We start from the raw sequence: 13,419 nt of genomic DNA, 5'->3' as shown, positions 1-13,419 counted from the left end.
TAACTGGCGTGACCACGCGGTTGGCGCGGCTTAACCGGTTTTGTGATGCACGCCACGGCCATCAAAAAACACCGCCAGCCACACGGTTTCGGCGTTTTGTTCGGTCCAGACCACGCGGTGGCGGTAATGGGGTGGGATGTATAAATGGTCGCCTGCTTTTAAAACCCGGCCGGTTTCTTCGTTTTCAAACAGAATTTCAGCACTGCCGGTGAGCAATATCACCCATTCGGCGGGTTGCTGGTCATACCAGCCGGTTTCGGGTGAGGATTGGCCGTGCGAAACAATCCGTTCGATCCGCAAACACGGGGATCGCAGGATTTCGTCGAAAACTTCGCCGTTTGTGGCATCGGGAAGGGCGGCAAACAGGTTGGCGAGGGTTGCGTTGGGCAAAATGAAGCCCCTTCGTTCCGGTTGTAAGAATTGCGCGCAACATATACCGAAAAGAAGGGTCGGCACAAAGCCGACCCTGACAAAGCAGCCATGCGTTTAAACCGCAAAAGGCGATTACATGTAGAGTTTTTCGCCGTCCATGCCTTTGTAAATGTCGGCGACATAGTCGCCATAACCGTTAAACAGCTGGGTCGGAACTTCGTCGCCGTTCGATAACAATCGTTCCTGTGCCTGGCTCCAGCGGGGGTGGGGCACCTTGGGGTTCACATTGGCCCAAAAGCCATATTCGCTGTCGGCCAGGCTTTCCCAATAGCCAACCGGGCGTTTGTCGGTGAAGGTGAATTTGACGATGGATTTAATGTTTTTAAAACCATATTTCCACGGCGTTACCAGACGCAACGGCGCGCCGTTCTGTTTGGGAAGCGGCTCTCCATACAGGCCGGTTGCAATCATGGTCAGCTCGTTTGTGGCCTCGGCCATGGTCAGGCCTTCGGTATAGGGCCACGGATACCAGAACTGTTTCAGGCCCGGCATGGTGTCTTTTTGTTCGGCGGTTTGCATTTGAATGTATTTTGCCCCCGATGTCGGCTTGGCAAAATCCACCAGTGCCTTCATCGGAAAACCGGTCCAGGGCACGGTCATCGCCCATGCTTCAACACAGCGAAACCGGTAAACCCGTTCTTCGAGCGGCATTTTGCGCACCAGATCGTCAAAATCCATTTCGATCGGTTTTTCAACCATGCCATCGATCTGGACAGTCCAGGGCGTGATCTTCATTGCCTGGGCGGCATCGGATATGAATTTGTGCGAACCAAATTCGTAGAAGTTATTATAGGTGGTCGCCTTTGCCTTGGGGGTAATCGCGCGGTCCACCGTATAGGCATCGTTATGTTTGGCCGGGTACAGGTCGGCATTGGGGGCGGCGGCCTGGGCAAAGGCGCGCCCGGCGGGCAATGTGGCGGCGGCGGCACCCAGGGTGCCTGCGGTAATGCCCTTGATGAAATTGCGACGATTGCGATAGATGGCTTCCGGCGTCGCCGCGCTTTCCGGTAATTCCCAGCCGCGCTTGCGTTTGATCAGCATGTGGTTTTCTCCTGTTCACTACGAATGGCGTGCGCCGTGTGCGTTTTAGAATCCCGCCAAAATCTGATTTGGGCAAGTCACGCCTCGGTGAGGGGCCGGTGATGATTTGGCGCAGTGTTACCTTGATACGCGAAAAAAAGCCTGTCCGATCAACGCAAAACGGCCCCGCAACTGCAGGGCCATTTAATAAATGCCGGGTAATATTGTGATCAGCATCGGGGCTGGTTAGTCCGCCCCGCCCGGTAACAGATCAAGCTTCAAGCAGGGAACGCAGCATCCATGCCGTTTTTTCGTGGATCTGAATGCGCTGGGTCAGCAGGTCGGCGGTGGCGTCGTCATCGGCTTCATCACACAGCGGATAGAGCGCACGCGCCGTTTTAATCACGGTTTCATGGCCTTCAACCAGTTGCTTGATCATATCCTTGGCGGCGGGAACGCCTTTTTCCTCGGGAATGGAGCTTAGCTCCGAATAAGCCGAAAAGCTGGCCGGGGCAAAGGCACCCAGCGACCGGATACGCTCGGCAAGTTCATCAACCGCCATGGCGAGTTCGGTATATTGCTGTTCAAACATGGTGTGCAGGGTCTGAAACATCGGCCCGGTCACATTCCAGTGAAAATTGTGCGTTTTCAGATATAGCGCATAGGAATCAGCCAAGACACGGCCAAGGCCCGTTGCGATGTCGGTACGGTTCTTTTCGTTAATACCAATATCAATCTGCATTATGCTCTCCTGCCATTAAAATCGGGCTTGCGCCGCGCGGTGTTTCTGATCTCTGAAGACATTATCTTTCATGGAAAAATATAATGCCAATCAATAGTTTAATGTTTGAACATAGATCAAATCTATTACTGGAAACCCGGTATTAACGGGGGGTTAGGGCGGCGTCTAGCGCCTTGCCGGAAACCTCCTGCATGTGGGAAAACTGCTTGGTGAAAAAACCGGTTCCCAGCGTGACCGAACGCAGCTCCATCACCATGTCGCCGGTTTCTGCCGTTGGCACGCGGGCCTGTATTTCGTCCCATCCCGGCCATCCTTCGCGGGGGTTAAAACCCAAAATCTGGCCCCGGCGCGTGGTGATCAGGCGTTGGGTTTTTGATGTGCAACTGCTTGGGATAACAAAAATCACATCCTCGACAGGTTCCAGCAATATCGGCCCTGCGGTTTTCAAGCCATCGGCAAGGGCTAGGCGACCGGCCATTTGAAAAGCCTGGTCCGAGCTGTCAACCGCGTGAAAGGCCCCGTCATGCAAGGTCACCTCCAGATCAACCACGGGAAAGCCCAGCGGCCCGGTGCGCAAGCCATCCAGAATACCTTTTTGCACAGCCCCGATATATTGCCGGGGGATCGCCCCGCCGACAATGGCGTCTATAAATGCGAAACCCGCCCCACGGGGAAGGGGACGGGCTGAGATTTTGACATCTCCAAACTGGCCGTGACCGCCGCTTTGTTTTTTGTAACGGCCATGGGCCTCAAACGAACTGCGGATGGTTTCTTCAAATCCGGTTGCGACCGGTGCGGTGCCAATATCGACATGATAGCGCTCGGCCAGTTGCGATAACACCAACTGCAAATGGATATCGCCCTGACCCTGCAAAATCAGTTGGCCGGTGCGTTCATGATGCAACACCGACAAGGATCGATCCTGCTCGCAAATATAGCGCAGGGCTTCGTTTAGCTTAACATCGTCGCCGGGTTTGTTAACGATAAGGGCAAGCTGGTAAAGCGGTGGCAACGGGGCTGGCCATAATTCCACCGGGTTATTTGTTTGCAAGGTCAGCAATGTGCCGGTGCGCGCATGGTTCATGCGCGGCAGGCCAATAACAGCGCCCGTCGGGGCGGTATCAATTTTATCATGGCGGGGGCCAAACAGGCTGCATATTGCATTGGCGTGTTCGCTGCCCAGATTATCGCCGTTGTTAATGGTGCCCGATAAAACCCGGCCAATGCAAAATCGCCCTTCGTGCGGCAGGTGGATGGTTTTAAAAATTTGCACTGCGGGCTGGTCTGCCGCCGGGTCGATGCCCAGTCGATAGGCGGCAATATCGGGCGAGGGGGCCTCGTGGCGCAGGGCCTTTAACAGGCGGCGAATGCCCCGGTTGCGCTCGGCAGAGCCGAAAAATACGGGTACAATAAGGTCTTGTGCCAGATCACGGCCCAGATTGTCATAGATTTCACCTGTAGCCGGTGTGTGGTCTTCAAGAATTTGTTCAAGCAGGCCGTCGTCAAAGTCGGCAAGCTGTTCAAGCAGGGTGTCGCGTGCGGTGTCTTCGTCGGGTTTGGTGCGGGCGGGCAGGGCGATCATGCGCGACGGGCTGCCATCATCAAGGTATTGATAAGCACGTTCCGATACCAGATCGACAAAGCCGGTAATATCGGGGCTATCGGCATGGTCGCGAAGGGGGATTTCGCGCAATATCAGCGGCCGCGTGGTCAGGTCTTGCAAGGCGGCAAGGCTGTGGCGGATGCGGCAGTTGCCGGTGTCGATTTTGTTGATAAAAATCAGATGCGGAATACGGTTGTAATCAAGAAACTGCAAAACCGGGGCGGCGGTAATCATTTTTTCAACATCGGATTCGACCACAACAATCGCCACATCGCACACCATCAGGGCGTCGCGGCTGTCCTGGGCAAAATCGACCGAGCCGGGGCAATCAATAAAATGCCAGTCGTCTTGTAAATATTGCGCGCGGGCAACGGTGATTTCGGTACTCATTTGATGGGCGCGCGCATCTGCACTGCTATCGGCAAGGGTGGTGCCTTCGCGGATAGACCCTTTGCGATGCAGGGTTCCGCATGCGGCCAGCAAACTTTCCAGAAGGCTGCTTTTTCCCGATGAATAAGGGCCAACAATGGCGGCACATCGCGGCGGACGAGACTCCGCCGTCGGGGTGTTTTCGGGGTTTTCTTGTGGTGATGAATTTTTGTCGGCAATTGTGAGGTGGGGCACAGTGTTTTCTCCTTTTTGCGGGGATGCATCAGGTGATTTCTGTTTTATGCCAGGTCGTCATCAAGTATGGGCGCGGGCAAGCCTGTAAGCCAGCAAAACAGCGGTTTTTTAAAAGTTGGCAAGCAGAGCGTTTTGGAAGCCAGAAGTAAAATAATCGGCAGTTCGCAGGCGGTTCATGGGCCGTTTCAGGTGAAAACGGCAAGCAGCAGGAATTGTTGACGGCTACGTAACAGAACAATCCGATGGTGCGCCCGCGTGAAATGCTATGATAGTATACTTGAGATGATAATTCTATTTCGAGATATATGCGTGTTTTGACATATTTACGCCATGATCTGCCTTGGAATTGCCTTAACAGGCCTGTGTTCCGGCCTTATTGTGCAGGCAGAGTTCTATCTGTCAGCGGCGAATAGCTGGAGCATTCTGTCCCCCTCAATCGTTTCCAGCGCGCTCTCTTCGTCCCCCCGTGCGAGAGCCAACATGCCAAAAGCTGACAGGTCTCCCCAAGACCATTAGACCCCAAAATGGGGGCGGGCATTACCCGCCCTCTTTTTTTTGGGGCGCCGTTTTCCAAATTATGACGATTTGAAATTTGTTCATTCTGCCTTAATTTGCCCCTAAATGGCCTTAAGGGACTGGTTTTCGTGCCGCATTCACCAGACATATTTTTACCTGTCGAACGCAGCATCAATGGCGATGCGCCCCTCCCTCGTATTTCGCCATGGCCTGATATCGTTGTCCCCAACAACGATCTGCACCCCAAAGGCCTGCATATGCGTTTGACTGGTCTCCCCAAGACCATCTGTCCCCCAAAAAAGCGAGCCAGGTTCCCCCCGACCTGTCTCGTTTTTTGGCGTTTGGGGCAAAGGTGACGGGCTTACCGCAGGCAATAACGCACCCGGTGACACAATTCTGACTTTATTTGACACGAAAGAGCCCTGACTGGCCGAATTTTATGCCGTAATCGCTCGTCATATTCTTAACTGTCGGACGCGATGATATCCGGTGCGGTGCCTCCCTCACTTACCACCGGTGACCTGATTGTTGTTCCCCCCAACAACATCACCCCCAAGGTCAAAAATTCCGCGTTCGCATGGTCTCCCCAAGACCATCTGTCCCCAAGAAAAGGCGAAGCAGGTTCCCCAACCTGCTTCGTTTTTCTTTTGTGCGTTTGGTTGGGTGCCTTGCCAGATGACGTTCACGGGTACGCAAGGGGCATGCCGGGCAAATGCATCACGGAAATGCATGGGCAAGCCAGAAGGCAGGTTCCGGGTTTCGGGTGTGCTGGCCGATGGTAATTCAGATCTGCCGGTGACTTTTTCATCGAAACAAACCACGATCTGTTTTGGAAACTGTTTTAAAACAAAATTATACCCATGCGGATAGTTGCGTTGGCGCGTAGGTCTGTCTGGGCACAAATTTGCCTTAAAATGGCACGAAATGGCCAAAAGCCCCCGGTTTTGTTGCCGTATTCAGGCGGCATATTCATCCTTACCGAACACGATGTTCCGGTGCGGTGCCCTCCCTCACCAACCACCGGGACCGGAATACCACCCCCCTGATGGTATTCACCCCCACGGTCATTTCCGTGTTCGGTAGGTCTCCCCAAGACCACTGTCCCCAAACGGGGTGGGTTCCCCTGACCCACCCCGTTTTTCTTTGCCCGCATTCCGGGCGGGCGCTGCTGCGACCTGGCGGCGTGAATGTGGCAGGATTGTTCTGAAAATTGACGTCAAATGGCCTTTTACGATGAATTTTTCAGCCGCAATTGCACGGCATTATCAATTTTGTCAGCAACGCAGACCGGTGCAGTGCCCTCCCTCACATGTCACCGGCGCCTGCAAAAAAGGCCGTTCCCCCGATGGCCAATCGCAGCAGCAGGCACAAAGCGTTCTGACCGGTCTCCCCAAGACCATCTGTCCCCAAAACGGGGTGGGTTCCCCGACCCACCCCGTTTTTTTGTCTTCAGCACAAGGGGAAAGGGAAAGCTGGCGCCGGGGTGAAGGCGCGTTTTTTATGCGCCCGCATATGCGCCGTTACCGCACACATCGCAGCCAAACATCAATTTCATTATTTTATGGTAACGCTGGTCCGGGCTTTGGCAGGGGGCTATGCGATGTTGCCCTCTGCGATTTGCGGGCTGAAAATATCGCGATGATTGCGATAGTCGGTACTAAATATCGCTGTTGGCTGGCTGCGCCCGCGCACTGTTACATCGCCGCGTTGCGTCCAGCGGGCATCGGTTTGGCCTTCTGTGCCATGCGCCAATGTTGTGTCGCTGACCAGAATATAGGTGCCAAACTGTTTGTTGAGCGGTTCCAGCCGGGCGGCAATATTAACCGTGTCGCCATGAACCGTAAATGTCAGCCGGTTTTCCGAGCCAATCGCCCCGACAACAATTTCGCCGCTATTAATGCCACACCGGGTTTTAAGCCTGGCGCCATGGCAAAATGTTGTGGTTTCACATAAATGCTGAATTTCCAACGCTGTGCGAATCGCGTTTTTTGCGTGGTGCGGGTCGGGTTTGACGGCATTAAAGGTTATCAGCATGGCATCCCCCTGAAACTGGGTGATCACACCGCCAAATTTTTCGATCACTGCACTGGTGGCGGTAAAATAGTCATTAAGCATTTGCGCCAGTTCGGTGGGGCTTAAGGTTTCCGATATGGTTGAAAATCCTTCAATGTCGGTAAACATCACCGTGGCGTTTACGGCCTCGCCGTCACCAGGGCGAATTTGCTGATCGGCATGGGTAATGCGTTCTGCCACCTCGCGCGACACAAACCGCGACAGGTCGCGGGCGGCGATTTCATCGCTTACCGCGCGTTTGAACGACCGCTGGGCCCGCAAAACCGCAATCGCCAACACACCTGACACCATGACAATCGAAATAATCTTGTCGATTTCGGCCCCGATCAGAATGGAGTTCGAGGTTAGATAAGTGACGTAGTTGCGCGTGATCATGCTGTGTCCGCCCTCGCTCCACAGCACATAAAACACCAGCACCAGCCAGCCAGTGGCGGCAGTTGCCCCGGCCAGCAAAATATAGCGCGGGTCAAACCGCAAGGCGCGCAACGAGATGAAGATGAACACATACATCATCGTCGGTGCTTTCAGATAAAAGCTGGCCGGTTGCATATACTGGATGTGAAAGCTCCAGATCAGCACCATCAGCAAGCTGATATCGGCAATCACCGACAGGGTCAGAACCGGGGCAGGCAGGTGAATGCGATAGGACAGCACCAGGCGGGTGAAGGTAAACAGGAAATACAGCCCCAAGGCCCAGGGAACAGGGTGAAAGCCCGCATTCATCGCGGTTTTGGGGGCAATGGCATATAGGGTGCCAAATATGGTCACGACCAGCAACTGAACCCAGCCGATCAGTTGTTCACTATCGCCTTGCTGGCGCTTAATGGCTTGGTTAACCCGTTCGGGAAGGCTGTTTTCCGGTGCCCGGCCAAATAGAAACTCGCCAATATTATGCGTCATGGATACCTGCCCTGTCTCGGAAGCCTTCATAGTGAGGGCACTTGCCCAAGCTGCCAAGCCAGACATTTTCATTCGCTATCACAGTTGCGTGTCGCCAGTTTGCGTTTGTGGTGCCTCGCAAAGGCCGCGTGCTGTGATCTTGGCAGGAAAATGGTGGATGAACGCGTGCCATTGTCGCGTTGCCTGCAAAGAGATGACCGGGGGTTTGTTAACGGCGTTTGGCCGGGCGCGGGAAAGGGACAGGCAAAATGCGGACAAAAAAAAGCCGGGCATCAAAGTGCCCGGCAAGTTTATCAGGGAGGCTTCACGTCTGGGAGACGTAGGACCCCTCTCGGGGCCCTGGGTAAGCCGGGCAGGGCGCCCGGCTAAGACCGAAAAACGGTCAGGGAGAAAACTCTGTACCGCGATGCGGCGTTCACCGCTGCGGTTCGATTGACAAAATAGCGATTTAACGGGCGAACACCACTGTCAAATTGCTTTTTCTGCCATGCGTAAAACGCATATTCCTTGTATAGGTTCTCACTTAAAGTTAACGCATTGAATATAAACAAATTTTATGGGGAGACCCATTCTCTGTCGGGCAATTTGGCAGAAGTTCCCATCTCCTCACGGATTTGTGTAAGGGGTGGCGATGGGCCGAAGATAAAAAAAACGGCAGCCCAAACGGGCTGCCGTGAGTCTCAACAGGGAGGATTTTACGTCTGGGAGACGCGGAATCACTAGGACTCCAGACCAAATAACGTTTTGGCCGGACGCCCCTTGCGGGGAGCGAAAAAGATGAAAAAAATCTTCGCGGTGGTGATTAATATCAACCACAGATGCAAATATAGGCGGAGACTCTTTCGTTTAAAAATAGAAAAGATACAAATCAACCATGCGTGTGGTGCATGGCAAAAAAGTGTCAGTAAAATGAAGGTATTATGACATTGCCGTTGGTGCGGTTGTGTGCATTGCGGTAATTGGCGCGCGGACGAGGCACCGGCGGCACGTCTGTGCAGGTGGTTTTTACCGGGTTGGCGGGGGCACGATGGCGATGACGAACGGCTGCTTTACCGAATCGAAGTCAGTTAACTGCGCGGTCATGTCTTAAAACAATCCCCGCCAGAAAAATCTGGCAGGGATTATGTTTGGTTATCGTTCTGCGGCGTGGCCGGTGGCGCGCGATACCAGCCTCAGGCGTTGGCCGCGGCAGCAAGCCTTGCTTTTACTTCGCTGATTTTGTCGATCAGGAAGTCGCGGAAAACACCGATTCGTTTGCTGTGGCGCAATTCTTCGGGATAGACGAAATAGGCATCAAAGCTGGGGCCTTCCAGTTCGGGAAGAATACGCACCAGCGTGCTGTCGGCGGGCACCAGATAATCAGGCAGGGCGGAAATCCCCAAACCCGATTCGGTGGCGCGGTAAATGCCGTAAATATTGTTCAGCTTCAGGATCGGCCGCATGTCAGGCTTGAATTGCAAGGCGGCATTCATCATCCAGTTCACATTGGAAACCGGTGGCCGTGCATCTTCGCCATAAATGATCAGGCGGTGATCTTTCAGGTCTTCGGGTTTTTTGGGCATGCCGTGCGCCTTGATATAATCAGGCGAGGCAAAAATATGATAGCGCAGCGTCATCAACTGGCGCTGAACCAGATCGGCCTGGCGTGGCGGCTGCATACGAATGGCAACGTCGGCCTCGCGCATGGCAAGGTCGAGTTCCTCGTCATTAAGCACCATCGACAATTCAATTTCAGGATAGCGTTCCAGAAATTCATTGATACGCGGTGTCAGCCAGATCGAGCCAAAGGCGACCGTGGTGGTAATTTTAAGGGGCCCTGACGGGCGTTCCTTCGATTCGCGAATGCGGGCTTCGGCCATTGAAAGTTTCGCAAACACATCATGTGCCGTGCGATATAGCAATTCGCCCTGTTCCGTAAGGATCAGGCCACGCGCATGGCGATGAAAAAGCGGTACTTTCACACTTTCTTCAAGCGCGCTAATCTGCCGGCTTACCGCAGACTGGCTCAGATTCAGGTTCTCACCCGCGTGTGTAAAACTTCCTGCTTCGGCCACAGCGTGAAAGACACGCAGTTTGTCCCAATCCATTGACCTGCTCCTTTGTCACCACCGTTTGGTCGGCACGATGGCCCCCTGATTGTATTGCGTTTTTAAAAGCATTTGGTTTCCAGCTGGTTAACCAAAACTGTTTCCCGCTTTAAAAGGCCGTCATCAGAGTAATATGAGGGCTTGTGTCTGTTGTGCAAGCAACCATTCGTGTTTGACGCATTTTATCGGCCGGTAACGATATGAAAAGATCGTGATATTTGCGTTTTGCCCCGCCATCGAGGCCCGGTTCCGGCGGGTTTTAACCAAAACCGGGGCAAAAACATAAAAAAGGCCAAAGACACATGCGGTCTTTGGCCTTTTCAAACATTTTTAACGCGACCGGACGATCAGTCGTCCTGTTCCGCCAGGAATTTTTCGGCTTCAAGGGCGGCCATGCACCCCATGCCAGCAGCAGTTACCGCCTGACGGTAAATTTTGTCGGTCACATCGCCTGCGGCAAACACCCCGGCAACATTGGTGCGTGTGCTGCCCGGTTCGACCAGAACATAGTTTTCGTCATCCATGGTGATCTGGCCCTGAAACACTCTGGTGGCCGGGTCATGACCAATGGCGACAAAAAAGCCGTCACAGGGGATATCCATGGTTTCGCCCGATTTGGTATTGTGCACCCGAACGGCCTCGACACCATCCATCGGGCCATCGCCGCCCAGAATATCGTCAATCACGCTGTCCCAGACCACGTCGATTTTTTCGTGTTTGAACAGGCGGTCTTGCAACATTTTTTCGGCGCGCAATTCATCGCGGCGGTGGATCAGGGTAACCTTGCTGCAAATACCGGCCAGATACAGGGCTTCTTCAACCGCCGTGTTGCCGCCGCCCACAACAGTGACCGGTTTGTTGCGATAGAAAAAGCCGTCACAGGTCGCACAGGCCGAAACACCGCGCCCGTTGAACTTTTCTTCACCCGGCAGGCCCAGCCAACGCGCCTGCGCCCCGGTTGAAATAATCACGCTATCGGCAATATAGGTGGCACCCGAATCCCCTTTGCACACAAAGGGACGTTTGGAAAAATCAACATCGGTGATCAGGTCATGGACCATGGTGGTGCCAACATGTTCGGCCTGCGCCTTCATCTGGTCCATCAGCCACGGACCCTGAATAACATCGGCAAAGCCGGGATAGTTTTCAACATCGGTGGTAATGGTCAACTGGCCACCGGGTTGCAGGCCCATCACCATCATGGGCGCAAGATTGGCGCGCGCAGCATAGATCGCGGCAGTATAGCCAGCCGGGCCGGACCCGATGATAAGGACGTTAACGTGGTGTTCCTGCGCCATATGAAGTTCGCCATTGCCAGATGTTGTAAAACAATAATCAGGATTGGGAAACGAACATATGGATGAAGGCGGGGTTGTGCAACAGGTGGTACGCGACAATCGCCCATTTTTCCGTGCAGGAACGAATGGCAGACATGCATTTGGGTCGCGCCCTCAGCCCTGGCTTGTGGTTTGGCGGGTTTTTCCACCAATGCGTTATTATTTTCGTGCGTGATATCAGCTTTACGTTTGCGGAAAGTTGCAAATTAGGCCCGAATATATTATTGCCAGCCTTTGGCCCCGCTGTAATATTGTTTCGTTCGGGGTGGTATCAGCGCACAGAATCGAGGAATAGATGCAACGGGTCAAACTCGACAGGATCGACCGCAGAATTTTGCGCGATCTACAGGAAGATGGCCGGATGACCAATGTTGAACTGGCGCGCCGTGCCGGTATTTCGGCTCCTCCCTGTTTGCGCCGCGTGCGCGCGCTTGAGGAAGCCGGGTTCATCCAGGGGTACCACGCCGATGTCGATGCACAGGCGCTGGGCTATAACGTTACGGTGTTTGCGCTGGTTGGGCTTTCCAGCCAGGCCGAACACGATTTGCGCGGCTTTGAAAAGCGCGCGGCAGACTGGCCCGAAGTGCGCGAATGCCACATGGTCGCGGGCGATATGGATTTTCTGCTGAAAATCGTGTCACACAGCTGGGACGAATATCAAAAGTTCCTGACAACCGAACTGACCGTGGCCGAAAACGTCAACCACGTTAAATCGGCCCTGTCGATTCGCACCGCCAAAAGCCAGCCTGGCGTGCCGATTGATGTGGATGCCGAAGACCAATAAGATCACGGGCGCGAATGCACACCGGGCCAGATTAACCCCGTCTTAACCCCGTCGGGAAACTGACGGGGTTTGTTTTTGCCCATAATATGGCTACCGATAGCATCGCTGGCGGAAATATTACGGTTGTTGCGGTCCGTTTCCCCGGGCCAGTGATGCCAGGGTTTCGCCGTCGATTTCGTATTGCACAGCCCCGGAATTGCGCGCGCCGATGCGGTGATAAAACCGGCAGGCGGCGTGGTTGCTTTGCAAAACGCTCCACCAGATCGAAACATACCTGCGTTCGAGTGCCAGCTTTGCCAGTGCCACCATCAGCATCTTTCCCACTTTGGCAGACCGGAAATCCGGCACGACATAAAGTTCGGTCATCCATAAGCCGGGTGCGGAATAGTCGGGGTTGTAAAAGGGCTGAAAAATGGTTTGTCCCACCGGGCGGTCGCCGTTAAAGGCGATCAGGCTTTCAATCAGCGGGCGGGGACCAAACATCATTTCTTTGATGCTAAGCGCACTGTGCGGCGGATTAGCATAATCAAGCTCGACATGCAGGTCATTTGACATGCCGCTGACATATTGGCAATCAGCCCGGGTGGCACTGCGGATTTCAAACACTTCAGCCATTCGCGCATGTTTCCTTTTATAAGGCCCGTTCTGGCCCCAAAGCATGGGTCTTATTAAAAGAAACATGCCCTAAACGGAAAATGGCCCGATGCAAAACACCGGGCCATTCAGCTTTGATCATAGAGAAATCAGATCAGGAGAAATCGACCGAAAGGATTTCATAAGATTTTGTGCCACCAGGGACGCTGACTTCGACCGAATCACCAACGGCCTTGCCAATCAGCGCACGGCCAATCGGCGAGGTGGTTGAAATACGCCCTTTATTGATGTCAGCCTCGATCGGGCCAACGATCTGATAGGTCGTTTCATCGTTGGTGTTTTCATCGACAAGGCCAACACTCGCCCCGAATTTAACAATCGACCCGGCGAGCGACGGCACGTCGATGACTTCGGCGCGGCTCAGAACATCTTCCAGTTCGGCAATGCGCCCTTCGGAGAAGCTCTGGCGTTCGCGTGCCGCATGATATTCGGCATTTTCCGACAAATCGCCATGTTCGCGTGCTTCGGCAATCGCCTTGATGATCTCAAGGCGTTCAACCGATTTACGGTGTCTCAGTTCTTCTTCGAGACGCTGATGCCCTTGCGGGGTCATTGGTACTTTTTCCATCGCGCTCACAGCCTATTCGTTACAAGTCGACATTACAAAATCAACCGCCCGGCCTGGATCGCCGGGCGGTTTAAACTCG

General features: G+C 53.9%; 10 protein-coding genes. 1 reads left to right on the top strand and 9 read right to left on the bottom strand.

The window, feature by feature from the left end; translation table 11 throughout:
• Positions 1–30: 30 nt before the first annotated feature.
• The 7 genes from TMES_RS11855 to trxB form a co-directional block, all read right to left on the bottom strand.
• Positions 31–390, bottom strand: a complete 360-nt coding sequence (locus tag TMES_RS11855; RefSeq protein WP_211275914.1) for a cupin domain-containing protein — start codon at positions 388–390, stop codon at positions 31–33.
• A gap of 114 nt (positions 391–504) precedes the next feature.
• Entirely contained in the window at positions 505–1,473 is a 969-nt protein-coding gene (msrP, locus tag TMES_RS11850; RefSeq protein ID WP_085582702.1) for a protein-methionine-sulfoxide reductase catalytic subunit MsrP, read from the bottom strand.
• Positions 1,474–1,723: 250 nt separating this feature from the next.
• Positions 1,724–2,194 carry a Dps family protein gene (locus TMES_RS11845; RefSeq protein ID WP_085582700.1) on the bottom strand — a complete coding sequence of 157 codons (471 nt, stop codon included), beginning with the start codon at positions 2,192–2,194 and terminating at the stop codon, positions 1,724–1,726.
• A 142-nt stretch (positions 2,195–2,336) separates the two neighbouring features.
• Positions 2,337–4,421 carry an elongation factor G gene (locus TMES_RS11840; protein ID WP_245835365.1) on the bottom strand — a complete coding sequence of 695 codons (2,085 nt, stop codon included), beginning with the start codon at positions 4,419–4,421 and terminating at the stop codon, positions 2,337–2,339.
• Between the two features lie 2,109 nt (positions 4,422–6,530).
• The gene (locus tag TMES_RS11825; RefSeq protein WP_085582694.1) at positions 6,531–7,910 is read right to left on the bottom strand and encodes an adenylate/guanylate cyclase domain-containing protein; all 1,380 of its coding nucleotides are present in this window, start codon (positions 7,908–7,910) and stop codon (positions 6,531–6,533) included.
• A gap of 1,172 nt (positions 7,911–9,082) precedes the next feature.
• Positions 9,083–9,997 carry a LysR family transcriptional regulator gene (locus TMES_RS11815; RefSeq protein WP_085582690.1) on the bottom strand — a complete coding sequence of 305 codons (915 nt, stop codon included), beginning with the start codon at positions 9,995–9,997 and terminating at the stop codon, positions 9,083–9,085.
• 347 nt (positions 9,998–10,344) lie between these two features.
• Complete coding sequence (gene trxB / locus TMES_RS11805) at positions 10,345–11,295, bottom strand: thioredoxin-disulfide reductase (protein ID WP_085582686.1); 951 nt, start codon at positions 11,293–11,295, stop codon at positions 10,345–10,347.
• Positions 11,296–11,629: 334 nt separating this feature from the next.
• On the opposite strand from trxB, the gene TMES_RS11800 reads away from it, so the two are divergent.
• Positions 11,630–12,118, top strand: a complete 489-nt coding sequence (locus TMES_RS11800; protein WP_085582685.1) for an Lrp/AsnC family transcriptional regulator — start codon at positions 11,630–11,632, stop codon at positions 12,116–12,118.
• A 117-nt stretch (positions 12,119–12,235) separates the two neighbouring features.
• Here the strand turns inward: TMES_RS11800 and TMES_RS11795 are convergent, their stop codons facing one another.
• Together TMES_RS11795 and greA are read right to left on the bottom strand one after the other, a co-directional pair.
• Positions 12,236–12,733 (bottom strand): GNAT family N-acetyltransferase, encoded by a 498-nt coding sequence (locus TMES_RS11795; protein WP_158091230.1) that lies wholly within the window; start codon positions 12,731–12,733, stop codon positions 12,236–12,238.
• 133 nt (positions 12,734–12,866) lie between these two features.
• A complete protein-coding gene (gene greA / locus TMES_RS11790; RefSeq protein ID WP_085582681.1) occupies positions 12,867–13,340 on the bottom strand; it encodes a transcription elongation factor GreA in 474 nt (157 codons plus the stop codon).
• Between the last annotated feature and the right edge of the window lie 79 nt (positions 13,341–13,419).

This window comes from Thalassospira mesophila (assembly GCF_002115755.1).
GTDB classification, from domain to species: Bacteria; Pseudomonadota; Alphaproteobacteria; order Rhodospirillales; family Thalassospiraceae; genus Thalassospira; species Thalassospira mesophila.
The sequence above is the reverse complement of the archived record's forward strand: the minus strand, read 5'-3'. Positions and strand labels throughout refer to the sequence as shown.